Source organism: Cystobacter fuscus, from assembly GCF_044360685.1.
Taxonomy (GTDB): Bacteria; Myxococcota; Myxococcia; order Myxococcales; family Myxococcaceae; genus Cystobacter; species Cystobacter fuscus_C.
In genome coordinates, this window is the sequence record NZ_CP043491.1 from 5346672 (window position 1) to 5371256 (window position 24585).

Consider the following 24585-nt stretch of genomic DNA (forward strand, 5'->3'; position numbering starts at 1 on the left):
ACAGGCGCCTCTCCGTGTTCCAGGATTCTAGGAAGGGTCCGTATGGCTTGACCATGGGTAATCGTTTTCCTATCTTGCCTGGCCATGGCCTCCATCGTGTTTTGTCTTGTGCTGGCGCTTGCCCTGCAAGCAGCCGATCATCTCTATCATCGCAAGGATTTGAGCCAGACGAGCTTCGCCTCGTCCAATGTCTCGCTGAAGGAGTTCCGCAAGGAATTCGCCGGGCTCGGCCATCGTCCGCTGGACAATTATTTCGCGATATTGCCGTTCGCCTGGACGTATCTGCTCATCATCGCGGCTGTCATTGCTTTCAATACATTCGACTCGGTCATCGTCCGGGGGCTGCTGGTCCTGTTCGTGACGGGGCGCTTCCGCTCGCTGCAGGAGATTGGCCATTTCGCCGTGCACGGCGCCCTCTGCCCGAACCTCAAGTGGGGCATGTTCCTCGCCAATGTCCTCTACCAGTTCCCCGCGCTCATGCCGGAGGCCAGGGCGCGCAAGGACATCCATGTCCGGAGGCACCACAGCTCCGTGAACATGGAGCATGATCCGGACTTGAAGGAGCTGTTGGACGTGGGGTTGAAGCCCGGCATCAGCAATGCCAGGTTCTGGTCGGCCCTCTTCTTCCCGCTCACCTGGAGGGGCCTGCTCGCCCGGGTCAAGGAGATGATCTCCTACCTGCTGGCGGACCGCTTCTCGCTGAATTTCTTCCTGCGCATCGCGACGATCGCCACCGTGGTGGGCCTGTTCGTGGCCTTCGACTCGGTCAACGCGTTGATCTTCCTCTACGTCGTCCCCGTGTTCATCACCTATCCGCTCTTCTACTGGCTCGCGCACGTCGCGCTGCATCGCTGGTTCGCGCCCTGCGATCCCAACCTGGGTTATTACGAGCGGGAGCTGGAGCTGGGACGTCCCACGGAGTTCAAGGGACCGATTGGCTTCATCGTCCGGCACAACATCTTCCCCCTGGGCGATTCCTATCACCTGGCGCATTCGCTGTTTCCGAATGTCCGCTGGAACTACCTGCCGCAGGTGGATGCCATCATGAAGCGCTACAGCCCCAAGTACAGCGAGAACATGAGCTGCAACCTGATCATCCCCGGCCGGGGTCTGCCCTCGGCGGTCTCCGAGCTGCGCGAGCGCGTGGTGGCGGGCCGGATGGAAGAGCTGCCGCAGTCCCTGTGAGCCTCGCCATGCCAGACTTGATCGTCGATTTGGACAAGCTCGAGCACAACATCCAGTTCTTCAAGGCGTTCTGCGAGGCGAACCGGCTGGAGTGGGTGGGTGTGGTGAAGGGCTGCGAGAGCTCCGTGCCCGTCATCGAGCTCTTCCAGCGCGGTGGGGTGGCGCCCCTGGGAATCGCGAGCCTGGTCACGGCCCGGGAGCAGCAGCGCCACTTCCGTGAGAAGCCCATGCTGGTGGCCATCCCGTCCGTCCAGGAGGCCCAGGCCGTCGTCTCCTATTGCAAGTCCAGCCTGAATTCAGAGCTGGAGACGATCAAGGCCCTGGCCGAGGCCGCGCGGCGGGAGGGGGTGACACATGAGGTCATCCTCATGATCGAGGTGGGCGATCTGCGCGAGGGCGTCATGCCGGAAGACGCCGTGAGGACCGTGCGGAAGATCCTGGAGCTCGGCTCGAAGCACCTCAAGCTGAGCGGGATCGGCGCCAATCTGGCGTGTTGCAGTGGCGTCCTGCCTTCCTCGGAGAACGTCTCGCTGCTCGATGGGCTCGCCGTGGAGATCGAGAAGAGCCTGGGGTGTCCGATGGAGAAGGTGTCCATCGGCGGCTCGGTGATGCTGGACTGGATGGAGACCCATTCCCTGCCACCGAGGATCAACCAGCTCCGGGCCGGCGAGGCGATCCTCCTGGGGACCATCCCCAGCGTCGAGAAGAAGCACAAGGATCTGCTCGACAATGCCTTCCTGTTCTCGGGGACGGTCCTGGAGATCAAGACCAAGCCCTCCGTGCCGATGGGCGAGGTGGGCACGGATGCCTTCGGCGTGAAGCCCCGGTTCGAGGACAAGGGGCTGCGCAAGCGCGCCCTGGTGAACCTGGGCGCCATCCACACCGCGCCCAGGACCCTGATGCCCGTGCCGTCCAACGTGCAGTTCGTCAACAGCAACTCGAACTACAGCGTGTATGACGTGACGGACTGTCCCCAGGAGTTCAGGCCCGGCGACACGATGGAGTTCCGGTTGTCGTACTCGTCGCTCATCCAGGGACTGCTCTCGCCCTACGTCAAGAAGAGCTATCGCGGGGCGAGTGCCTCCCTCTGAGCATCACGCGAAGACGTCGGAGACCAGGCGGCCCTGCTTCTCCATGGCCGCCAGCCACGCCAGGGCCTCCTCCGAGGTGCAGCCCACCTTCTCCTGGTGGATGCGCGCCAGCGTCTCACGGGCCGCGGGCGCCATGAGCCGCCCATCCCCACAGATGAAGAGCAGGGCCCCCTGGTCGAGCAGCGCCTTCACCTGCTCGCGCTCCTTCCACAGCCGGTGCTGCACGAACGTCACGTCGCCGTCGGGCTGACGGAAGAAGGCGGGCAGCACCTTCACCACGCCCTCGCGCTCCCACGCCGCCAGCTCCTCACGGTAGAGGAAGTCCACCTCCGGGTGATCGCACCCGAAGAAGAACAGCGCGGGCCCGGCCGCTTCGCCCCGGGCGTGGCGCAGGGCACGCTCCTGGAGGAAGCCCCGGAAGGGCGCCAGCCCCGTGCCCGCGGCCACCAGGACGATGGGCGTGGCGTTCGACGCGGGCGGGTGGAAGGGCACGTTCGGCGTGCGCACCGCCACCGCCACCTGCTCGCCCGGACGCAGCCGCGCCAGGTAGCTCGAGCACGTGCCCCGGAAGCGGCCCTGGCCGCTCCAGGCCTCCGCGTCCACCACCGCCACCGTCAGCGTGCACACCGTGGGGTCCGCCAGCGGGGACGAGGAAACCGAGTACTGCCGCACGCGCATGGCCGGCAGCAGCTCGAGGAAGTCTCCGAGCGAGAGGATGCACGAGGTGTACTGCTCCAGCAGCTCCAGCACGCTCACGCGCTTGTCGAGGATCTCCTTCTTGTAGCGCTCGGCGTCCTGGGCGAGGGCCGCCAGGTGCATGGCGTGCGGAGGGCAGGGGTTCTTCTCCGCCAGCCGCTCCAGGTCCTTGCGCGTGGCGGGCGCCGACAGTTCCACGTGCCGGCCGAGCAGTTCGCGCACCAGCACGGGCCTTCCCGTGGGGAGTGAGGAGCCCTGATCGCCCCGGGCGGAGTTGAGGATGACGGTGGCCTCCGGGCTCACCCCGAAGCGGCGCGCGGCGCGCTCCACGAGCTCCGGGTGGTTCTCCGGCAGCACCGCCAGGTAGTCACCCGCCGCGTACGTCACACCCTCGGGCAGCTTGAACGCGAGGTGCCGCTTGGAGCGTCCGAGTGGCGACGTCATGTCGACGAGCTCGCGGTTGTCCACCAGCGTGGCCAGCTCGAGCTTGTTCTGCTTCACCAGCTCCGCGCTCACCGGGGGGACCACTTCCACGGTGTAGCGCGGCCCCGAGTCCACCTCGCCGGAGACCACCCCCAGTCCCTCGCCCACTCGCGTCCAGAAGGGGGTGTACCAGTAGTCGAAGTCGCCGAAGAAGTCGGCCCGCGCATCCGCCTCGCCGCGCGAGAGCAGGGACTGGGCCCCCGCCGCGCGCAGCCGCTCGTCGATGAACTTGGGCACGGCCTGGTAGGTCTCGCCCCAGTCTCGGTTGCCGCAGCCGAACACGGCGTAGCGCACGCCCGCGAGCGCGCCCGAGGGCACGCTGGACAGCCACGTGTGGAAGGCGCGCGCGTTGTCCGGGGGCTGGCCGTTGTAGGAGGCCGTCACGACCACGACCGCGCCTTGCTTGGGCAGCTTCCCGGCGTACTCGTCCAGCGGCGCCACCTTCGCCGTGTAGCCGCGCGCGAGCCCGTCACTGGCGATGCGCCGGGCGAAGGCCTCGGACGCTCCCGAGTTGGAGCCGTAGAGCAGCAGCAGGGGCGTGCCGTGCGAGGCCGTCTTCTCCGCCGGCTGGGACGAGGACGTCACGGGCGCGGGGGTGGTGGCCCGCCGGGCCGCGGGCGCGCGGGAGACGGGCTTGCGCGCACGCACGCGCAGCTTGAGCCCGTCGGGCTTGAGCGTGAGCGTCTCGCGGATGCGCAGCGCGTAGGGCTCGGGCGAGGAGATGTGGAAGCGCTGCAGCATGGTGCCCAGCACCAGCGTGGCCTCCTGGAGCGCGAACGCCCGGCCGATGCACGCGCGCATGCCGTTGCCGAAGGGCTTCCACGCGTGGGCCGGAATGCTGTCGCGCACCTCGGGGGCGAAGCGCTCCGGATCGAAGCGCTCCGGGTCCTTCCACACCGCGGGGTCGCGGTGCAGCATGGGGATGAGCACCATGATCGTGTCCTTCACCCCCACCGGGTAGCGCCCCCCCAGCAGCGTGTTGTCCGCCTTGGCGTGCAGGGTGAACGCCGGCGCGGTGGGCCACAGGCGCAGCGTCTCGCGCAAAATCTGATCGATGTACTGCAACTGGGAGATCTGCTCGACGCGGGGCGCCTCCGAGCCCAGCACCCGGTCCACCTCCTCGTAGGCCTTCTGGAGCACCTCGGGGTAGCGCAGCAGGAAGTAGACGGCGAAGGACAACAGGCCGCTGGTCGTCTCGTGGCCCGCGATGAGGAAGGTCATGAGCTGGGCGCGCACGTTGTCGTCGTCGAGCTTCTCCCCCGTGAGGGGATCCTTCGCCTCGAGCATCAGGCCCAGCAGATCTCGCGGCGCCTCCTCGGGCGGGAGCGCGCGGCGCCGGACGATGAGCTGGCGCACCACCTCGTACATGTACTGGATGTCCGACTGGTACTGACGCTGGGTGCGCAGCATGAGCTGCGTCTGCAGGGGCACCCGCCGGGTCCGGTCGCCCGCCTCGGCCAGGGCGCGCACCATGGACTCGACGAAGGGGTGCATCTCCCGCTGGTAGAAGCTGTTGAAGCGGAAGTCGAAGCCGCACAGCGCGATGGTGTCGAGCGTGAGCCGCGTCATGTTGTCGGACACGTCGATGTCGGTGTCGGGCCCGAAGCGCGCCCAGCGGGTGAGCATCTGGTCGGCCACGTCGTACATGCCGTCGTGGTAGTTGCGCATGGCCGCGGGGCTGAAGGCGGGCATCAGCAGGCGGTGGGCCTTGCCCCAGTTGGCTTCGCGCGAGTCCGCGGTGAAGAGGCCGTCGCGCCCCAGGTCGCGCAGTTGCAGGAGGACCTGGCCCAGGTGCTTCTCGAAGCGCGTCTCGTCACAGGCGTCGGCCACCAACTCATAGGAGCTGATCACCCGGAGGAAGTTCTCCCCCGGGAAGGCCAGCCGGAAGATGGGCCCGAACTCGCGCGCCAGCTTCATCATGTTCTGCAGGGGCGTTTCGAAGCCCACGTCGGGCACGTTGCCCACGAGGGGGCGCGAGCGGGGCTGGGGGATGGTCGTGGACAGGGAGGGCTTGCTCATGGGAAATCCAGAACGCATGCTCACGGGTGAACGCTCAGCCTCGCCGGCGTCTTGGGGTCGAAACTCCGGCTGGACGAGTCCTGGGAGCAACAGTAAGGACCGGCTCACGGGAGCGAAATTCGCATCCGGCTCAGGTTTGGGAGACGGGGTGCCATGAGCGGACGCAACCGGGCTTCCCCTCGGAAAAGGCCCCGACAGGAGCGCGCGAAGGCCACGGTGGAGGTGATCCTCGAGGCGGCGGCTCACGTTCTGGTCAGCTCTGGCTACGAGGGAACCACGACCAAGCAGGTGGCCGAGCGGGCCGGAGTGAGCATCGGCTCGCTCTACCAGTACTTCCCGAGCAAAGAGGCCCTGGTCGCCATGCTGGTCGAGCGGCTGCACCAGCGCGTCCTGGGCATCCTCGCCGACAAGCTGGTACCGCGCCCGATCACGGATCTGGAGCGGGAGGTGCGGGAGCTGGTGCGGGCGCTGGTGGACGTCTACGGGGTGAATCCGGAGCTGCAGCGGGTGCTGCTGGAGCAGGCGCCGCGCATCGGGCCCCTTCAGGTCGTGCAGGAGATCGAGGCGCGCGTGGAGTTCCTCGTCCAGGGCGTGCTCTCCCAGAACCTGGAGTTCGAGCGTCCACGCAACCTGGGCCTGGTCGTCTTCATCATCATCCGCGCCCTGCGCAGCGCCGTCTGGGCCGCGGTCGTCGAGCGGCCCGAGCTGATCGGCACCCCCGAGCTCGTGGAGGAGCTGAGTGCGCTGGTGCTCGGCTACCTGCGGCCCCGCGCCCCCGGCCCGGCCCGTCCGGAGCCGTAGGGGCGGGAAGACAGGGCCCCAGGCGGGCAGCCGAGGGGCCCTGGTGTCTCAGCTCACCGAGTGGGGCGCCACCTGATGGCCGAGCTCGCTCGGCGACTTCAGGATGGAGGCGTGGCCGCCGTGCTGGACGCGCTGCTTCTCGTCGTAGGGCGGCGAGAACGTTTTGGCGATCTTGTTGTAGGTGCCCATGATGAGGATGGAGGGCGCCCACTGGCCGATGAAGTTCGCCCAGGTCTTGCGGCCCGAGATCATCAGGATGGCGCTGACGGCCATGCACCCCACGGCGACTCCGAGGAAGCCGATGGAGGGAATGCGCCGCGTCTGGAGCTCGACCTCGGTGGTGAGCGTGTCTTCGTTCTTCATGTCTGCCTCCGTGCAGAGGAACGGTGTGCGGACACGTTGTGCATGTGACGGCGCGGTGGAGACGGCGCGGCCTCCACGCGGATGCCCACCCGCCTGCTGGGCGGGTGGGCGCCCAATGACCCGAGCGCTACTGGCGGATGAGCTGCACGTCGTCCAGGTGGACGTAGCTGCTGCCGCTGGTGGCCAGGGTGTGGAGGCCGAACTCCAGGTAGCCGGCGGTCACGGAGACGGTGGGCGTCTCCAGTTGGGTCCAGGCGCCGTACGTGCCGAGGTTCGTGGCGGCGGGGGCGCAGGACGCGCACGTCTTGGCCTGGAGGCGGGAGAAGCCGAAGTCACCGCCCTTGCGCACCCAGGCGCGCACCCGGTAGTTGCCGTTGGGGATGCCGCTGATCGTCTGGTACGTCCACGTCTCGAAGGCCCCCGGGCTGTAGTGCGTCAGGTGGTTGGCGCTGTTGTAGCCGCCGTTGTAGGTCTCGGTGAACGCGGCCCCGGCGGTGCCATTGGGGGACCAGGTGTTCCAGCCCGTCATGCCGGACTCGAAGCCGCTGTTGGTGACCGTGGGATTGGGCGTGGGGGGCGGCGGGTTCGTGGTGCCCCCACCGAGGATCGTCGCGGCCTTGTCCGGCTGCAGGGCCACGAAGTAGTTGAAGGCGTCGTTGAGCTGGCTCTGCTTGGACGCGTCGCCCGCGTACTGCTTGCGCTGCTCGTAGAGTCTGGCGATGAGCTCCAGCTGGCTCTGCCCGTAGGGCACGCCGAGCTTCTGCTGCAGGGTGGTCAGGAAGCCATAGCCGTACTCGCGCGTCGGCTCGATCATCGTGCCTTCGCCGTAGTCGTTCCAGGTGGCGAGCTGGATCCAGTTCACGCCGCTGTTCTTGGCCATGTCCAGCGTCTGGCCAAACGTGCCCGTCCCATTGTAGGGCAGGGACCAGGTCGGGCCGCCCCAGCCACCCGCCGTGTAGAAGGTGTTGAAGCCAGGGTAGGCCACGCCGAACTTCACGCCCAGCGGACGGTTGTTATAGAAGTTCTGCAACCCGGTCGTGAAGTCCGAGTAGATCCACGGGTACTCGCCCTGGGCGTTCGCCCCGGCGTCTTGGTTCTGGTACCAGAGCGTCAGGAAGGTCGGCCTGGTCGACAGCGGCGAGAAGATGTTGCTCCAGTCGCCCGGCGACTTGAACGTCTGCGGACCGAAGTCCAGGAGCAGGGGAGCGTTGTTGATCTTGATGTAGTTGCCGCGGGAGAAGTAGTTGTCCCGCATGTAGATCATGTCGTTGCGAGCCGCGGCATACTTGTCGGGAACGGAGCAGCCGTAGCCGGGCGCCAGCGTGAGGTTGTTGTCCTCGTAGACGATGGCGAACTCCAGACCCACCGCGGCCGTCTTGTTGATGAAGGCCTCGGCGTTCTGCTTGTTCTTGGGGTAGTCCACGCAGTTGAGCGTGCCCGGCCAGTCGATGAGCACGCCATCCACGCCCGCGTACTTCATGAGCAGCAGCTGGTACTCGATCACATCCTTGTCGCCCGACCCATAGGGTCCGATCAACGGGTAGTAGTACGAGGCGATCTGCCGCTTGCCCGTGCCATCCACCACGTTGGGATTCTTGTTGGCCATGGTCCAGTGGACCCCCCAGGAGCCGTTGCCCGAGGTGGTATTGCTCTCGAACCAGGGCATCAGGTGGACGTAGACCTTCTTGGTGAAAGTCTTGCTCACGGCCAGGGGCGCGCTCACGGCGGCGGAGGGCTCCACCGCGCCCGGCCGGGCTTCACTCCCTGGCTCCGACGGCGTGGAACCACATCCCGCCAGCATGAGCGCGGCGAACACGCCGGCTCCCTCGTTCACGAAACGATGACGCGTCATGGCTCTGCTCCTTGGTTCGGAGGGCCTCGCCACGACCTGCCGGGAAGCGGGGGGACAGGGTGAGAGACCGTGATGAGGCAACGCGGGCGATGGCTCGCCGCGCGGCGCTCATTAGCACGAATCCGAACAAGCAGAAGAACGGATTAATCTAGGAAATGTTGGAAAAGCGGTGAATCACCCTGGGCCCTGGTGGCGGGGCTGGGCCCACTTCTCGGCCGCCCCGTCGTGGTGGCGTCCGATGCGCGCGAGGACCACGAACAGGCCCACGAAGAACAGGGGCAGGAACAGCCCGCGCAGGACCACCTGGAGGACGGCCTCCTCGGCATCATCGCTGCGTGACAACAACTTCGCGCCGGGTGCGTTCTGGAGGCCCGCGGCGGAGGCGGCCTCCTCCATGAGCTGGGCACCATTCGCGCTTCCCAGCGAGGAGGGGACGACGGCGTCGACGACGTCCTCGGTGAGGAAGTTCCAGCGGCAGTTCTCCTCGTAGGAGGAGTCGTATTGGCGGCAGAGCAGCCACGCGGGCACGGGCTGCTCGGGAGTCCATCCCCTGGGAACGATGGGCGCGAGCTTCACGTTCCTCAAGCCGGTGCCCTCGCGCTCGAAGGCCCGCTCGAAGGCGAGGTCCGTTCGCTGCGCCGCGCCCAGCAGGTGGAAGGCCCCGCCGAGCGTGCCCGGCAGCTCACGCGCCTCGACGGTGCGCACCAGCAGACCCACCTGGACGAGCGGCCCGGAGAACACGACCAGGGAGAAGAACAGGCCCAGCGCCGCGAGCGCGCCTCCGGAGGCCGTGTAGTAGACCGGGTCGAAGCCGAAGTAGCCGGCGAGCTGCCGCACCCCTCCGAAGACCAGGGGGAAGCTGAAGAAGGTGGCGATGACACCGAGCATCAGGCTCTGCTCGATCACCCACCCGAGGGCGCAGCCGTAGATCGCCGCGTACGCCACTCCACACGCCACGAAGGCGCGGAAGCTGGACGGGCCCGCGCCTTCCTCCAGCCGCCAGATCCAACTCCGGGCCAGGACGAAGAGCCCCACCGCGAGCACGAAGGCGAACGCCAAGGTGAGCATCGCCGTGTTCAAGCGCTCCGCCATTCCTTGAAGATCGTCAGCACCGCGACGAGCACCATCAGCGCGCCGAGGCCCCGGCCGATCGCGGCGCTGGCGCGGGGGTTGGACTCGAGCCAGCCCCGTGCCCTGTCTCCCACCAGCACGACCGCGCCGTACACGGCGGCCTGGGTGAGCGCGATGATCACCCCGAGCACCAGCGCCTGCATCCACGTGGGCCCGTACTCCGGCCGCAGGAACTGGGGGAACACGGCGAGCATGAAGAGGTAGGCCTTGGGGTTGAGCAGGTTCGTCACCATGCCCTGGCGGAACGTGGCCGAGTCCGCGCGCTCGCCCTCGAGCGGGGAGGCGGTGAAGGCCGCTCCGTCGCGGAACAGGGAGAGGCCGATCCACGCCACGTACAGGGCGCCGAGCCACAGCAGGAGGTTGAACGCGGCCGGGATGATCTGAAGCAACACGGCGGCCCCCGTCGCGGCGACCACCACGTGACAGACGCTACCCGAGACGATCCCCGCCACCGCGGACACACCCGCGCTCCGCCCACCTCCGAGGGAACTGGCGAGCACGAATGCCATGTCGAGGCCCGGCAACGCGACAATCCCAAACACCAGGACGAAGAAGAGCCACAGATGGGCCGTGTGTTCCATGATCAGCGGCGAGTGTATGTGAGGGGATGGCGCGAAAAAAGGCGGGAACCCGTTTCCGCACGTGTTGTCCGAGAACCGCATCCACACGAGGAGGACGCATGAACGAGGCATTCGTGGCCGGTGGCTGGGGCATGTACCCGACCCTGTTGGCGGGGCTCGGACTGTTGGGGACGAGCTTGCGCTACGTGCAGCGCCCCGAGACGCGGTACGTGCCCCTGCTGGTGACCCTGGGCCTCTTCACGCTCCTGGCCGGAGGGCTGGGCTTCTTCAGCGGGGTGATCGTCATGCTGGGTGCCTACACGGGCCCCCTCGTGGACCAGGGCCCGGGCGTGCTCCTCCTCGGCCTGGGCGAGGCGCTGCACAACGTGGCGCTGGCGCTCCTGCTCACCACCCTCTCGGCACTGGTGGCCTCCGTGGGCGCCCTGCGGCTGGCCATGGGTTCGCGCTTCCACGCGCCCCGGGCCTGAATCGTTTCCGCACTCCACCCCGTCGATGCGGGGTCCGTGTTCCCGGGTATGGTCCGCGAAACCCGATTTACACCCTGGAAGATGGAACTCCCATGATCAAGGTTGGTGGAAGGTGGTTCACGTCCATCGCGCTGTGCGGACTGATGTTCGCGAGCGCCGGTTGCGAGGAGGAGCCACCTCCGGCGCCTCCCGTCACACCGGACTGTAGTGCCCCACCCGAGGTGTCCTCGCCGGACTGGGTGCCCTGCCGCTTGAAGGCGATGACGCTCGAGGAGAAGGTGGGTCAGCTCTTCATGACCCATGCCTATGGGAAGAGCGTCGCGGATGCGGATCCGCAGATGATGGAGAGCAACCGCAAGGACCACGGGCTGGACACGGCGGAGCAGCTCGTCGAGCGCTACCACCTGGGCGGCATCATCTACTTCACCTGGGCCAACAACCTGGGGACCCCGGAGCAGATCGCCCAGCTGTCCAATGGGCTGCAGGAGGTGGCGATGCGCCAGGAGCGGGCCATCCCCCTGCTCATCGCCACGGATCAGGAGCATGGCGTGGTGGTGCGGGTGACCGAGCCGGCCACCCAGTTTCCCGGCAACATGGCCCTGGGCGCCACGCAGGACGTGGAGACCGCGCGCCATGCGGCGGTCATCACCGGGCGGGAGCTGCGCGCCATGGGCATCAACCAGAACTTCGGCACGGTCGCGGACGTCAACAGCAACCCGCTCAACCCCGTCATCGGCGTGCGCTCCTTCGGACTGGATCCCGCGCGGGTGGCGGCCTTCACGCAGGTGCAGGTGGTCGCCATGCAGGGCGAGGGCACCGCGTCCACCGTGAAGCACTTCCCCGGCCATGGCGACACGGACGTGGACAGCCACTACGGGCTGCCCATCATCAATCACAGCCGGGAGCAATTCGACGCGGTGGACCTCCCGCCGTTCGTGGCCGCCATCGACGCCGAGGTGGATGCCATCATGTCCGCCCACATCGTGGTGCCCGCGCTGGAGAGCTCGGGCCTGCCGGCGACGCTCAGCCACGCCATCATGACGGACCTGCTGCGGGGCCAGCTCGGCTTCAAGGGCGTGGTGGTCAGCGACTCGCTCTCCATGCAGGGTGCGAAGCCCTACGGTGATGCCAGCGACGCGCGCGTTCCCGTGGAGGCGCTCAAGGCCGGCGTGGACCTGCTCCTCATGCCGCAGCGCATCGACGTGGCCTACAACGCCGTGCGCGACGCGGTGACCAGCGGGGAGATCAGCCAGGAGCGGCTCGATGAGGCGGTGGGACGCATCCTGACGCTCAAGCAGAAGCGGGGGGTGCTCGCCCAGCCCCTGGTGGAGCTCGCCGGGCTCCAGCGGGTGGGCGCCTCCGGGCACCTGGCCATGGCCGACGCCATCACCGAGCGCGGCATCACCCTGGTGAAGCACGAGACGGGCGTGCTGCCGTTGAAGCCCGAGGCGGGCAAGGTGCTGGTGACGGGGTGGGGCGTCGCGGCGACGGCCACGCTGGAGCAGGAGCTGGCCCGGCGGGGCCGGTCCGTGGAGACCGTGGAGACGGGCACCTCGCCGACGCAGGCGAAGATCGACCAGGCGGTGGCCTCGGCCGCACGCGCGGACGTCCTCGTGGTGCTGGTCAACCGCGTCTGGACGTCCAGCGCCCAGAAGGAGCTGGTCCGCGCGCTCCAGGGCACGAACAAGCCGGTGGTGGTCGTCTCGGTGCGCGAGCCGTATGACATCGCCCACCTGCCGGATGTGTCCACCTACGTGGCCACCTACGGCTACCGGCCCGTCTCCATGAAGGCGCTGGCGCGGGTGCTGTTGGGGGAGGTGAACCCCTCGGGCCGGCTGCCCGTGGCCATTCCCGAGGTGGGAACGGCCTCCGGGGTGCTCTACCCGGTCGGGCACGGCCTCTCTTACGGCGAGTAGGCGTTGAATGCGGAGGCCCTCGCGATGCCGAGGGCCCTCCGGCTCAAGTCGCCACACCCATGGGCGGGGGACTGGCCTGGTTCCGATTGCGGCGAGCCAGTGCGCGCAGCAGGAGGAAGCCTCCCAGATAGAGATACAGCGGGAAGAGTTCGAGGGCGAAGAACGAGAAGCCAGGCTTGAGGAAGATCATCCCGATCAGCGCGGCCGAGCCTCCCAATCCATTATGGGTGGAGGCCACGTAGGGGATGATCCACATCGTCTCCTTCTTCTTCCAGGCCCCCCGCTGAAGCCGCCAAGCGTAGCCCAGCCCCATGAACGCCGTGGTGCTCAGGGCGAGGAGGATGATGCCCGGTACGCCCGCCAGGTAGAGCGGAATCAGCGAAAGGTACGCCGCGAGCATTCCAATGCCATGGATCTTCACGGCGTTCTCGATTCCGATGCGCACCACCAGGGTCTTCTTCCAGGTCTTCGCGTCGCTCTCCCAGTCGGCCATGTTCATGACCATCATCCGGATGTACTCGATGATGCCGAGCGGGATGAGGACCAGCAGCAGCGTATGGGGCCGCAGTCCGCCGCTCTGGAGGCAATAGCCGAGCAGTGGAACCAGGGTGTTGAGCACCAGGGTGACGGTGAACTCGCCCAGGCCCACGGCCTCCAACTTGAGCGGCGGTGCACTGTACTGCCAGGAGAAGAAGATGGCGGCCAGGCCGAGGAGGCGGGCGCTGGGGGTCGGCATGAGCAGGGCGAGAGCGATGGACACCACCGTCAAGGCATACGCGATGTACAGGGAGTGCCGCGGCTCCATGATCCCTTTCACGAGGATCCGGCTACCGCCTGTCCATGGAGACGGAGACGTGTTGGCCCGGTCTGGCTCCAGATCGTAGTACTCGTTGGAATAGTGCGTCATCAGGTGGGTGACCCACGTGAAGAGCACGCCATGAAGGAATCGGGAGGCATCAATGGCGCCACCCGAGACCGTGGGGATGATGGCTCCCACCGTGTAGAGAATGGGGCTGTACAGCAGGAACTTGACGCGACCCAGTGCCAGCAGGTGTTTGAACGTTGCGTGCATAGTCATGGTATTCATGACCATGCCACGTCGCGTCATGCACGGGGAGTGTGTTTTGTTTTATCGAAAATCGAGAAGAGAGACTCGCGATTTCGAGGACTCTCATTTCAATTTTCAAACATTAGCTGTCTTCATCCCTGGCGCAGTACGAGCAGCCGCGGCTCGGTCATGTCCTCGATGGCGTACTTCACGCCCTCGCGCCCCAACCCCGAGCCCTTCACGCCCCCGTAGGGCATCGTGTCGACGCGGAAGCTCGGCACGTCCCCCACGACGACGCCCCCCACCTCCAGCTCGTCCCAGGCCCGCATCGCCTTGGACAGATCGTTCGTGAAGAGGCCCGCCTGCAACCCGTAGCGCCCGTCGTTCACCATGCGCAGCGCCTCGTCGAACTCGCGGAAGGGCTGGAGCAGCACCACCGGTCCGAACGCCTCTTCCGCGGACAGCGGCTCGTCGGCGGGTACGCCCTCCAGCACGGTGGCCTCGAGCAGTGCGCCACGCCGTCCTCCTCCGGCCAGCACGCGTGCCCCCCGCGCCACCGCGCGCTCGATCCACCCCGCCAGCCGCCGGGCCGCGGGCTCATCGATCATGGGGCCGAGCGTGGTGGTCTCGTCCCTGGGGTTTCCCGAGCGCAGCGCCCGCGCCCTCGTGACGAGCCGCTCGCGCAGCGCGCCGTACAGCGACTCGTGCACGAGCACGCGTTGCACCGAGATGCAGCTCTGTCCCGCCTGGAAGAAGGCGCCATGAGCCACGCGGTCCGCGACGAAGTCCAGGCGCTCGCCCTGGTCGTGGTCCACCACGCACGCCGCGTTGCCGCCCAGCTCCAACACCACCTTCTTGCGGCCAGCGCGTGCCTTGAGCTCCCACCCCACCTTTTCCGAACCGGTGAACGAGAGCAGCTTGAGCCGCTCGTCCTCGATGAAGGGCCCCACGTCCGCGAGCCGGGTGGGGAGGACGGAGAAGGCGCCCTCGGGGAGCGCCGTCTCGGCGAGCACCTCGGCCATGAGCATCGCGCTCACGGGGGTGCGGTCCGAGGGCTTGAGCACGAAGGGGCAGCCCGCGGCGATGGCGGGCGCCACCTTGTGCGCCACCAGGTTGAGCGGGAAGTTGAACGGCGTGATGAACGAGCACGGTCCCACGGGCACGCGCTGGGTGAAGCCCCGGTAGCCGGCCGCGCGTGGTGAGACCTCCAGGTTCAGCATCTCGCCCTCGTTGCGCACGGCCTCCTCGGCCGCCGCCTTGAACGTGTCGATGAGCCGGGTGACCTCGCCCCGCGCGTCGCGCAGGGGCTTGCCCGCCTCGATGCAGAGCGCGAGCGCGAACTCCTCGGCCCGCTCGCGGAAGCGGCGCACGCAGTGCTCGAGCACCTCCTGCCGCGCGTAGGGCGCCAGGCGCCGCATCGGGCCGGTGGCACGTACCGCCGCGGCGATGGCCTCCTCCACGGCGCCCGCGTCCGCGAGCGCCACGTGGGTCACGACCTCGCCCGAATACTTGTCGGTCACGGCCAGCTCCGCGTTGGGCTGCCTCGGGCGGTTGGCCAGGTAATACGGATAGCGTTCAGCCAGCATGGCGTTCCTCACTTTCTGTCTCGTGTTCGGGGCTCAGTGTGCGGCTTCCTCGGCACCGGCTCCGAGCGCGCGCGAGTTGTCCGAGTAGTCGATGGGCAGGTCGATGACGTGCACGCCGCCCGACTCCAGGCAGCGCGCGAGCGTGGTGCCGAACTCCGAGGCGCTCGCCGGGCGGTGTCCCCGCGCGCCGTACGCCTCGGCGTAGCGGACGAAGTCCGGGTTGCCCAGCTCCATGCCGAAGTCCGGCAGCCCCATCTGGCCCTGCTTCCAGCGGATCATCCCGTAGCCGTCGTCGCGCACCACGACCACCGTCAGGTCCATCTTCAGGCGCACCGCCGTCTCCAGCTCCTGCGAGTTCATCATGAACCCGCCATCACCGCAGATGGCGACCACCTTGCGCCGCGGGTACACCAGCTTGGCGGCGATGGCGGACGGGAGCCCGGCGCCCATCGTGGCGAGTGCGTTGTCGAGCAGCAGCGTGTTGGGCCGACGGCAGCGGTAGTAGCGGGCGAACCAGAGCTTGTACATGCCGTTGTCCAGGCAGACGATGCCGTCGTCCGGCATGGCGCGCCGCACCTCGGCCACGAGCCGCGCGGGGTAGATGGGGAAGCGGTCGTCGTCGATGCCGCGTGCGAGCTGCGCGTCGAGTCCCATGCGGGCCCGCTCGAAGGACGAGAAGTCCCAGTGCGCGCGCGGGCCACCGACGCCCTCGGCGATGCGCCACACCGCGTTGGCGATGTCGCCGGTCACCTGCACCTGGGGGAAGTACACGGGGTCCACCTCGGCCGACGAGAAGTTCAGGTGGACGACCGTGCGGCGGTTGTCGCGCATGACGAAGGGCGGCTTCTCGATGACGTCGTGGCCCACGTTGACGATGCAGTCCGAGGCCTCGATGGCCCGGTGGACGAAGTCCCCGTCGGAGAGCGCCGCCGTGCCCATCCAGAGCGGATGCGTCTCGTCCACCACGCCCTTGCCCATCTGGGTGCTGAAGAAGGGCATGCCCACGCGGTCCACGAAGACGCGGAGCATCTCCGAGGTGAGCTTGCGGTTGGCACCCGCGCCAATCATGAGCAGCGGGCGGCGGGCGGAGGCGATCGTCTCGACGGCCTGGGCGATGGAGGCCTCGTCGGCCACGGGCCGGCGGTGGGTGAAGGGGGCGAGGGGAGTGGCGTCGGAGGTCTCCCGGGCCACGTCCTCGGGCAGCTCCAGGTGCGTCGCGCCGGGGCGCTCTTCTTCGGCGCGGCGGAACGCCTCGCGCACCGCCGAGGAGACGTGATCGGCGGAGATGAGCGTGCGGGTGGACTTGGTGAGTGGCCGCATCATCCCCACGACGTCGACGATCTGGAAGTGGCCCTGCTTGCTGGCGCGAATGGGCTTCTGCCCGGTGACCATGACCATGGGCATGCCGCCGAGCTGGGCATAGGCCGCGGCGGTGACGAGGTTGGTCGCGCCGGGCCCGAGCGTCGCGAGGCACACGCCCGCGCGCCCGGTGAGCCGGCCCCACGTGGCGGCCATGAAGCCTGCGGCCTGCTCGTGGCGGGTGACGACGAGGCGCAGGCCCGAGGCGCGCATCGACTCGAGCAGATCCAGGTTCTCCTCACCCGGGAGTCCAAAGACACAACGCACGCCCTCCGCTTCGAGCGCTTTGACGAACAGATCCGATGCCTTCATGGGTTTTCTCCTTCGCGACGAGGGGAAATGTAAAGAAGGCCCACGATTCGTCCATTCGTTTGTTCCCATGGAGTCGATAGGTATTGCCTATGATGGGGGAATGGAGCTGCGCCACCTCCGCTACTTCTCCGCCGTCGCCGACACCCTCCACTTCGGACGTGCCGCCAGGCACCTCCACGTCTCACAGCCCACGCTGTCGCAGCAGATCCGCCAGCTCGAGGAGGAGCTGGGCTCGCCGCTGTTCGAGCGCGCGCGCACGGGGGTGCGGCTGACGCAGGCGGGGGAGTTGTTCCGCACGTACGCCTCGCGCGCGTTGGAGGACGTGGACGCGGGCAGGGTGGCGGTGAGCGCGCTGAAGGGACTGGCCACGGGAGCGCTGCGGGTGGGCTACCCGCCGAGCATGCGCGGCGTCGTGGTGCCGGCGCTGGCGGCCGTGCTGCGCCGGCACCCGCGCCTGGCGCTGAGCGCCGAGGAAGCACTCGTGCGGCGGGTGGAGCGGCGCCTGGCTGACGGCAAGCTGGACGTGGGGCTGGCGTACGCGCCCGCGCGCTCACCGGACCTGGACGCGGAGCCCGTCTTCGACAGCAGGCTCGCGCTCGTCGTCGCGCGGGGGCACGCACTGGCGGGAGCGGAGTCCGTGGGGGTGAAGCAGCTCGTGGCCGAGCCCTTCGCACTGCTCTCGCGAGGCTCGCGCGTGCGCGGGCGCGTGGACGCTTACTTCGATGCCATGCGGCTCGCCCCGCACATCGCGCTCGAGTCGAACGCGGTGGCCACGGTGCTCGCGATGGTGCGCGCGGGCCTCGCCGTCACCGTGCTGCCCGAGCCGCGGCTCGCCGAGGCCGAGCGGCTGGTGGTGAAGCGCCTGTCTCCGGCGCCGCGCTCCGAGCTCGCGGCGTTGTTGTGGCGCAAGGGCGCGCCGCGCACGCCCGCGGCGGAACTGTTCGCCGCGGAGGTGCGCGCACGGGCCCAGGAGCCCGGAGCCTGAGTGGATTTGGACGGCCGCCTGACCCACGCGCCACGTACAATCCCCCCGTATTCGCGGACACCCAGTGTCGGGAACCGAGGAGCCGGAAACGTGCTGAGTGCCATCGAAGCCATTGCAGCCCTGAAGGATCGTCTCGAGCGCGAGAAGGAGCTTCCCCTCAGAGCGGTGCAAGTGACGCCAGTTGATGCAAAGGAGCTGAGGCGGCTGGAGAGCACGCTGGGCAAGGTGCTTCCAGAAGCGTACCTTCAATTCATCACTCAGCACGGTTTGTTCTGTGCGACGAATTGGCGTGGCATGGAGCGGGCCCGAATGCTGAGCCCCGCGGAGGTGTTGGAGCGCCACGAATGGAACAAGGAGTTTGTGGAGGAGGACTCGTTCGGCGACGGGGAAGAAGAGAAGGAAGCCGCCCGCCGCGAATTGGAGGTGAGGAGGCGGCTCGTTCCATTCCAATACATCGCGGACTCGTACGTGAGCGACTTCTACAGCTTCGATAAGCAACTGTACCGGGCCAAAGGGGCGCTCATCATGCAGGCCTACCACGACGATTTCGACCTCGCGACGTGGCTCCTGGATGAGACACCCGATCTCTCTGGCTGCACCTTCGACTTCGACGAGCACATGCGCTGGGTGCTCCGAGAGTGTCTGGAGGAAGGGTCGTGGGGCCGGATGGACAAGGCTGGATAGCTGGACGCGCTCACCCGGCGAGCAACACGACGGCGCGCCCGTGGGAGAAGGGCTGGGCCACGGCGAAGCGGGGCGTCACCGCCCAGCTTCCGTCCGGGCGAACGTAGCCGAACAGGCCGCCTTCCTTCACGGCGGCCAGGCCCTCGGAGAACGCCCCATTCACCGCCTCGAAGCGGGGCTCGATGACCTGGGCCCCCTTCTTGTCGATGAAACCATAGCGCCCCTTCACCTTCACCCGGGCGAGTCCCTCGTTGAACCAGCACTCGGACAGCTCGCCCTCCCAGCAGGAGATCGTGGGCTCCAGCACCCACGTGCCGGCCTCGTCCACGAAGCCGAACGTCTTTCCCTTCTGCACCAGCGCGAGGCCCTCCGAGAACGAGGTGCTCATCGTCTCGAAGGGATAGGTGGCGAGGCACGCTCCCTTCGGGTCGATGAGGCGCCAGTACTCGCCCTTGGGGGGCTTCTTGAGCGCGACCAGCGCCTTGCCCTTCAGGAAGGAGCGGGCCAGTCCGCCTCCGAAGCCATCCAGCACCACCTCGCCCTGGGGATTGATGTAGCCGTCCGTGGCCTTTGCCCCGGAGCGCATCACCGGTGCGAGCCCCGAGCCGAAGCGGCCCACGTTCGAGTACGAGGCTCCCGCGATGACGTACCTGGTGAAGTTGGCCTTGAACGTCACTGGCAACACGAGCGTGCCCCGCGTATCGATGAAGCCCGTGTCCGTCAGCGCCAGCCCGTCGCTGAAGCCCGAGAAGGCGCGCCTCACCTTCAGTGCCTGTTGTCCCTTCACGTCGACGAAGGCCCAGCCATCCCCCGCGGGCATGCGGGCCAGCCCTTCGTTGAAGGCGAAGGGCGTTCCATGGGGGCTGGGGATGACCAGTTCCCCTGTCGTGTCGATGAAGCCGTAGCGGGTGGCGGACATGGCGCGGACCCTAGCCACCGGTTCCACATCTCGTCCACGCTCGAGGCCCGTGCGGGCATGGCATCACGTCACGGCAGCAGTGCTTCCTTCTTCAGCAGCTTGTTCGCGAGCGTGGTGTAGGACCACTTGCCCGCTTCATCCACGAGCCCCTTCTGGAGCAGCTCGCTCAGTTTGGGACCGATCTGGCTGGAGTGGCCGACGAGGTGGTGGTCCGCGTGCACCTTCCCGATGGCATCCTCGCGGTCATCCGCCACGACGAGTCTGGCGGACAGCGTGTCGGCGTAGGTGGAATAGTCACTGTAGTAGGTCCACGCGACGCCCTTGAGCGTGAAGCCTCCGAGGACGACGAGCTCGCCGTGGAAGAGGAGGTTGTCCGCCGCGAGTGAGCCGCCGACGAAGAGCAGGGAGTAGTCGAAGCCCTCGTGGATGATGTTGCCTTCCACCACCAGGTCGCCGGCCACGAGCAGGCGCCCCTGGTCCTCGATGACCAGGTTGCCCTTCACCACGAGGCCGCCGTCGAAGTGCAGGTCCTCTCCCTCGGAAACCTTCAAGTGCTCGGCCACCTGCTTCACGGTGTCGGAGGGTGTCAGCTTCGCCTTGAGCGCGGCCCGGCTGGAGGCCGAGCCGGCGTGGTCGTGAAGCGAGGACTCTCGCAGCAACGTTTCGAAGAGCTTCATGTTTCCAGGCTAGAGGCCAGTGGGGTGGGGGGACGAGCAGATTTTCGTGCAAGAGTCCCCCCACTTGGAAAGTCGAGTGACTGAGCGTCAACCCGCGAGACGGGATCGACAGACGTCAGTAATACTTACGCTCAACCCCGTGCGGGTACATGCGCTCGAACTCAATGCCGTTTTCCTTCGCCAACCGCTTCTTGTCCTTCTTGGGCATGCCTTGATAGTTGAAGTTGGCCTGGGAGAGATCCGTGTCCCGCCTGCGCATTTCCTTGTGGAACTGCTGACCGTAGTCACGAGGAGGTGCGTAGTGCCCGCTCGTGTCGCTCATCTCATGCAACTGTCCCTGTGTCACCTTCAGGGTACCGGCGGCGGCCACCGGGTTGCCGGCCATGAAGGCGGAGTGGTGCATGACATCCGTCGATGAACCGGCATAAACCCCTCCCTTTCCGTCCATGACGAACAGATGACGGTCCATTGGGTTGACCGCGCCAGTGGTGTCCATCGGCTGCAACGACCCATTTTGGCCGTACGTATGAAGGCGGCCGTTCTGAACGAAGACTTCGTGCCGCGCCCTCTCCGCGGAAGACATGTAAGGCACCGCCATCCCGTTCATGGCATTGTTTACGTCTTTGTTATAGCCTCCCTGTTGCAGCATTCCGAGCTCTTTGTACTTCTTGCCAGACGCGCCGTAGATGTTTGGCTGCGCGACGCTGCTGATCGCCTGGTGCTGCTGTTGAAGGACATGGGGAGGGGGCTGGCTCGCCGCGCTGCTGGAGTGATGCTGCGCCTGGTAGGAGGAGGAGTAGTCCGGCGCCGGCGGGTGATACTGCGGCGCATACGAGGCACCCACCTGCGGGGGGGGCGCGCTGGAGTGCGAGGGGGCAGGCGCGTATCCCTGAGCGTAGCTCGTGTGGGTTTGCTGGTGATACCTGCTGCTTCTGTGATTCCCGCGCATGCCGTCCATGGAGTGCCTTCTTTCGAGTGGGGAGTAGTTCGATTTCAGCCGAGCCGGATTTGTGCAATCTCACTGCCAAGCCTTGGTGCTCCCCTGCTGCGCAGGCCCAGGTGGATGAGGGGCGTTGAACCGTGCCTCGCCATCCGAACCATCCCCTCCGTTTCACGTCGTAACTCCTTGTCTTTATTAGGCTTCCGAGCGGACTGGGCGTATTCCCGCACGTGCCGGTCCCGGTTCAACACCCTCTAGGATTCTAGGGTTCTAGGATTCCGCGCGAGAAGCCGGGTGGCGGAGCCCGGAGGAGGGCGAGAGGCGCCGTGCGAGGTGATGACAAGAGTCACCACCTGGTGACTGTCGTTCGGCGCTTCCGGTCATGGAGGCTGCTGGCGCCCCAACGCGGGAACACCGTGTCTCGGAATCTGAACCATCCCCTCCGTTTCACGTCGCAACCCCTTGTCTTTATTAGGCCCTGAACGTGCCTGCCCCGGTTCAACACCTTCTAGGATTCTGAGGATTTCGCGCGAGGAGCCGGGTGGCGGAGCCCGGAGGGGTGCGAGAGGAGCCGTGCGAGGTGATGACAAGAGTCACCACTCCGCGGTTGCAAGGGCGCGCACGGGCCCAGGCGCCCGGGGCCTGAGTGGATTTGGAGGGCCACCCGACTGGCGAGCCTCGTACACTCCCCTCATGGATTCGCATCTCGAGTTGCTGTTCGAGGGGTTGATTGGGAAGAACACCTACTATCCGGCCCAGCTCGGCCCACCGGTGAGGGTGGAACACACCGCGAACCACGCGGTCATCGACTCTGGCCACGAGACCGACACCTTCAACCTGGTGATCAGCAAGCGGCTCGGTGAAGAAGGTCCCGCGCTGGCCGGACGCATCTGCGGGGAGTTCAACGCCAGGAGGCTGCCCGCGGCGTGGTGGACCTGCGATGAACTCCGGGAAGCGCCGTTCCTGGAAGCACTCGAGCGCCACGGCTTCGTCGAGGACGAGGCCGACGTGGGGATGGTCGCCGATCTCCGTGAGCTTCCGGTGATGAACCCGCCCGCTGGGCTGGAGATCAAACTCGTGGAGCGGCCAGAGGAGGTGGAAGCCTTCGGCCGCATCATCGCCTCGCTCTTCGAGCCGCCGGACGTCTACGTGATGCCCTTCTACGAGAAGGTGGCCCGGCTGGGACGGCTCGCGGAACGTCCGTTGAAGCTCTTCCTTGGGTTCGTCGACGGCCGCCCGGTGGCGACGAGTTCCATCTATCTGGAGGGGGAGGGCGCGCACATCTTCGACATCAGCACCCTGGCCGAGCACCGCAACCGGGGCTACGGCTCGGCGATCACGCACTTCTCCCTGTCCTTCGCGCGCTCTCTCGGCGCGAAGCGCGGCGCCCTCCAGGCCTCGGCGGACGGGGTGGGCATCTACCGGCGGATGGGGTTCCGCGAGGTGTGCACGTTCCGGATCTACTCCAACAAGCGGGTGCTCCGGGAGGGCCAGCCACTTCAGCGGACAGAGGCCTGATGAGCGTCGCGACCTTCGAAGAAGGCCCCTTGCTGGGTCCGAGCTTCTTCCTTTCCCGTACGGCGCTCCGCTCGCTCGCGCTGGCCCATCGGGACACCTACGGCGCCGCACGGCCCTATCCCCACGTCGTCATCGATGGCTTCCTGGGCGCGCGGCTCGCGTCCGGACTGGCCGGGGTCTTCCCGGGCGCATCCGAGGCCCACTGGATGCGGCGCGATTACCAGGAACAGGCGGCGCGCCTGGGACAGCTTCAGCGCAAGGCGTTCGAAGGGGTGCATGGAGCGCTGCGACACCTGCTCTCGGAGTTGTCGAGCATGTCGTTCCTCGACTTCCTGGAGACACTCACCGGCGTGCAGGGGCTCATCGGGGATCCGCATTTCCGGGGCGCTGGGTTGCACCTCACGCTTCGAGGGGGTCATCTGGCGCTTCACGCGGACTTCAACCGCGATCGCTTGCGTGGGCTCTCGCGGCGGCTCACCGTTCTCTACTACCTGAACCCCGATTGGGAACCCGCCTGGGGCGGAGACCTCGAGCTGTGGACCGCCGACCTCTCCAGGTGCGAGGCCCGAATCGCTCCGCTGCTCGATCGGCTGGTGGTGATGGCTCATGGCGATGACCACTGGCATGGCCACCCATCCCCGCTGGAGTGTCCGGAGGGACGCGGTCGCGCCGTGGTCGCGGCCTACTTCTATACGGCGGAAGTGTCCTCGGACGCACCGGATGCCCACGGCGCCATCTGGGCGCCAGTGCGTTCCTAGGAACTCGTTCTTGAACAGCACTCCTTGCACCTGACGTCACGTCAGATCGTGGGCATGGAGGAACGAAAGACAGGCGGCCGGTACTGGCGGGTCGGCGAGCTGGCGGAAGCCACCGGATTGACGGTGCGCACCCTCCACCACGACGAGCCGCCTTTCTCCCTCCCGCCGCGGGTTGTGCCAGGTCGTGTCGCTCGAGTTCTTTGACACCCTGGCAGCGGCATTACTTGGAGCGAGTCTCTGCATCGGCAGCCAAATCTCTTGAGGGTAGCTGTAATCACAGGTGGTTAGCAGCGTCCGCCAACCGTGTCGCGTGTATGTCGCATCCCGGAGCAAGAGGACGGTCCAGCACCGCGACCGCCTCTCTCCGGATGCCGGGGCTCAGGTGGGCGTAGTGCGTCAAGAGGGACGCGCCGGGTGGAGATGTTCCGGCAGCCGCGCCCGCCCGAGGTGCTCAAGAGCTGGTGGAGCGCCCGCCAATCTCCGGGAAGCGCTCGTAGGCCCATTCAAGCGCGTCCAGGTGGGCGGGGTTGTCCAGGTCGAGCGGCGCATCGGTGAGTTGTACGACCCACCCGCCCGTCGCGGTGCGCCGTGAGCGTGACAGCAACTCCGCGTCGCGGGAGGGGTCCGGAAAGCCGATGGCCCGTGCCGCAGCGGCCGACCAGTAGCTTAGCCACCCGAGGCGATGCGGAATCTCAGGCGAGCGCATGGCACTAGGCGACTTGATCATCGGCAGCCCGCGAGGAGGAGGCTCCAGGTCATCTGGCCGATTCTTCGTCTGGCGCGCGATATCCAGCGACGCCTTGGACGGCGTAGCATGCCCCCAGTACGCGCGCGCGGTTTCTGCCACGGCCTCCAGCACATCCGCTGCCGCTGCAATGCCTTCTGGGCTCAGTGGGAGCTTTGCGTGTATTTCGAGCTGGGCCTGACCGCCCGGCGAACTGGTCGCAGGCGCTTCCGTTCCATACACCGAGACGAAAGCACGCTCATCGCCGTTGTGGAGGAGCGGAAATTCTCGGTCCATCCTCTGTTGGGCCAGCCATGCATCGCGATTCGCCAAGAGGGTACGCTGCCCGTCCAGTGAAGTCGTCCATCCCAGGCGCGGGCCAGAGAGCGCACGCTCCATCCCATGAACCACGGCCACAGGTCGACTGTCGTCGCCCACGAGCGCAGGCGCGTAGACGATGAGTGTCATTTTTTTTCGCTTTTCCGTCATC

21 protein-coding genes are annotated in these 24585 nt (G+C 67.1%); 9 read left to right on the forward strand and 12 right to left on the reverse strand.

Annotated elements, in window-relative coordinates; all coding sequences use genetic code 11:
• Nucleotides 1-84 precede the first annotated feature (84 nt).
• Nucleotides 85-1185, forward strand: coding sequence for a fatty acid desaturase family protein (locus F0U63_RS21845; protein WP_395847842.1), 1101 nt, complete (start codon nt 85-87; stop codon nt 1183-1185).
• Between the two features lie 8 nt (nt 1186-1193).
• Nucleotides 1194-2276, forward strand: a complete 1083-nt coding sequence (locus tag F0U63_RS21850) for an alanine racemase (RefSeq protein ID WP_395847843.1) — start codon at nt 1194-1196, stop codon at nt 2274-2276.
• A 3-nt stretch (nt 2277-2279) separates the two neighbouring features.
• Here the strand turns inward: F0U63_RS21850 and F0U63_RS21855 are convergent, their stop codons facing one another.
• Entirely contained in the window at nt 2280-5474 is a 3195-nt protein-coding gene (locus F0U63_RS21855) for a bifunctional cytochrome P450/NADPH--P450 reductase (RefSeq protein WP_395847844.1), read from the reverse strand.
• A gap of 153 nt (nt 5475-5627) precedes the next feature.
• On the opposite strand from F0U63_RS21855, the gene F0U63_RS21860 reads away from it, so the two are divergent.
• Nucleotides 5628-6275: a TetR/AcrR family transcriptional regulator gene (locus F0U63_RS21860; protein ID WP_395847845.1), complete on the forward strand. Its 648-nt coding sequence runs from the start codon at nt 5628-5630 to the stop codon at nt 6273-6275.
• A gap of 48 nt (nt 6276-6323) precedes the next feature.
• Here F0U63_RS21860 and F0U63_RS21865 read toward each other — a convergent pair whose 3' ends face one another.
• The 4 genes from F0U63_RS21865 to F0U63_RS21880 form a co-directional block, all read right to left on the reverse strand.
• Nucleotides 6324-6638, reverse strand: coding sequence for a hypothetical protein (locus F0U63_RS21865; protein WP_395847846.1), 315 nt, complete (start codon nt 6636-6638; stop codon nt 6324-6326).
• Between the two features lie 127 nt (nt 6639-6765).
• A complete protein-coding gene (locus tag F0U63_RS21870; protein WP_395847847.1) occupies nt 6766-8490 on the reverse strand; it encodes a glycoside hydrolase family 71/99-like protein in 1725 nt (574 codons plus the stop codon).
• A 174-nt stretch (nt 8491-8664) separates the two neighbouring features.
• Nucleotides 8665-9582, reverse strand: coding sequence for a hypothetical protein (locus F0U63_RS21875; protein WP_395847848.1), 918 nt, complete (start codon nt 9580-9582; stop codon nt 8665-8667).
• Nucleotides 9567-10202 carry a LysE family translocator gene (locus F0U63_RS21880; protein ID WP_395847849.1) on the reverse strand — a complete coding sequence of 212 codons (636 nt, stop codon included), beginning with the start codon at nt 10200-10202 and terminating at the stop codon, nt 9567-9569. Before F0U63_RS21880 ends, F0U63_RS21875 begins: the two co-directional genes overlap by 16 nt.
• A gap of 98 nt (nt 10203-10300) precedes the next feature.
• On the opposite strand from F0U63_RS21880, the gene F0U63_RS21885 reads away from it, so the two are divergent.
• The gene (locus F0U63_RS21885) at nt 10301-10669 is read left to right on the forward strand and encodes a hypothetical protein (RefSeq protein ID WP_395847850.1); all 369 of its coding nucleotides are present in this window, start codon (nt 10301-10303) and stop codon (nt 10667-10669) included.
• 92 nt (nt 10670-10761) lie between these two features.
• A complete protein-coding gene (locus tag F0U63_RS21890) occupies nt 10762-12585 on the forward strand; it encodes a glycoside hydrolase family 3 protein (protein ID WP_395847851.1) in 1824 nt (607 codons plus the stop codon).
• A gap of 43 nt (nt 12586-12628) precedes the next feature.
• Here the strand turns inward: F0U63_RS21890 and F0U63_RS21895 are convergent, their stop codons facing one another.
• The 3 genes from F0U63_RS21895 to F0U63_RS21905 all read right to left on the reverse strand — a co-directional run bounded on the left by F0U63_RS21895 (nt 12629) and on the right by F0U63_RS21905 (nt 16890).
• On the reverse strand, nt 12629-13663 hold the full coding sequence (locus F0U63_RS21895; RefSeq protein ID WP_395847852.1) for a prenyltransferase: 1035 nt from the start codon (nt 13661-13663) through the stop codon (nt 12629-12631).
• A 122-nt stretch (nt 13664-13785) separates the two neighbouring features.
• A complete protein-coding gene (locus tag F0U63_RS21900; RefSeq protein WP_395847853.1) occupies nt 13786-15219 on the reverse strand; it encodes an aldehyde dehydrogenase family protein in 1434 nt (477 codons plus the stop codon).
• Nucleotides 15220-15252: 33 nt separating this feature from the next.
• Nucleotides 15253-16890 carry an acetolactate synthase large subunit gene (locus tag F0U63_RS21905; protein ID WP_395847854.1) on the reverse strand — a complete coding sequence of 546 codons (1638 nt, stop codon included), beginning with the start codon at nt 16888-16890 and terminating at the stop codon, nt 15253-15255.
• A 100-nt stretch (nt 16891-16990) separates the two neighbouring features.
• Here F0U63_RS21905 and F0U63_RS21910 point away from each other — a divergent pair, with 100 nt between their 5' ends.
• Together F0U63_RS21910 and F0U63_RS21915 are read left to right on the forward strand one after the other, a co-directional pair.
• On the forward strand, nt 16991-17875 hold the full coding sequence (locus F0U63_RS21910; RefSeq protein ID WP_395847855.1) for a LysR substrate-binding domain-containing protein: 885 nt from the start codon (nt 16991-16993) through the stop codon (nt 17873-17875).
• 90 nt (nt 17876-17965) lie between these two features.
• Nucleotides 17966-18559: an SMI1/KNR4 family protein gene (locus tag F0U63_RS21915; RefSeq protein ID WP_395847856.1), complete on the forward strand. Its 594-nt coding sequence runs from the start codon at nt 17966-17968 to the stop codon at nt 18557-18559.
• Nucleotides 18560-18569: 10 nt separating this feature from the next.
• Here F0U63_RS21915 and F0U63_RS21920 read toward each other — a convergent pair whose 3' ends face one another.
• The 3 genes from F0U63_RS21920 to F0U63_RS21930 form a co-directional block, all read right to left on the reverse strand.
• Nucleotides 18570-19478: a WG repeat-containing protein gene (locus F0U63_RS21920; protein ID WP_395847857.1), complete on the reverse strand. Its 909-nt coding sequence runs from the start codon at nt 19476-19478 to the stop codon at nt 18570-18572.
• A 68-nt stretch (nt 19479-19546) separates the two neighbouring features.
• Nucleotides 19547-20155: a hypothetical protein gene (locus F0U63_RS21925; RefSeq protein ID WP_395847858.1), complete on the reverse strand. Its 609-nt coding sequence runs from the start codon at nt 20153-20155 to the stop codon at nt 19547-19549.
• A gap of 115 nt (nt 20156-20270) precedes the next feature.
• Complete coding sequence (locus F0U63_RS21930; RefSeq protein ID WP_395847859.1) at nt 20271-21113, reverse strand: hypothetical protein; 843 nt, start codon at nt 21111-21113, stop codon at nt 20271-20273.
• A 675-nt stretch (nt 21114-21788) separates the two neighbouring features.
• Here F0U63_RS21930 and F0U63_RS21935 point away from each other — a divergent pair.
• Together F0U63_RS21935 and F0U63_RS21940 are read left to right on the forward strand one after the other, a co-directional pair.
• Nucleotides 21789-22613 (forward strand): GNAT family N-acetyltransferase, encoded by an 825-nt coding sequence (locus F0U63_RS21935; protein ID WP_395847860.1) that lies wholly within the window; start codon nt 21789-21791, stop codon nt 22611-22613.
• The gene (locus F0U63_RS21940; RefSeq protein ID WP_395847861.1) at nt 22613-23371 is read left to right on the forward strand and encodes a 2OG-Fe(II) oxygenase; all 759 of its coding nucleotides are present in this window, start codon (nt 22613-22615) and stop codon (nt 23369-23371) included. Before F0U63_RS21935 ends, F0U63_RS21940 begins: the two co-directional genes overlap by 1 nt.
• A 451-nt stretch (nt 23372-23822) precedes the next feature.
• Here F0U63_RS21940 and F0U63_RS21945 read toward each other — a convergent pair whose 3' ends face one another.
• Nucleotides 23823-24584, reverse strand: a complete 762-nt coding sequence (locus tag F0U63_RS21945) for a DUF5953 family protein (protein ID WP_395847862.1) — start codon at nt 24582-24584, stop codon at nt 23823-23825.
• Nucleotide 24585: the final 1 nt, after the last annotated feature.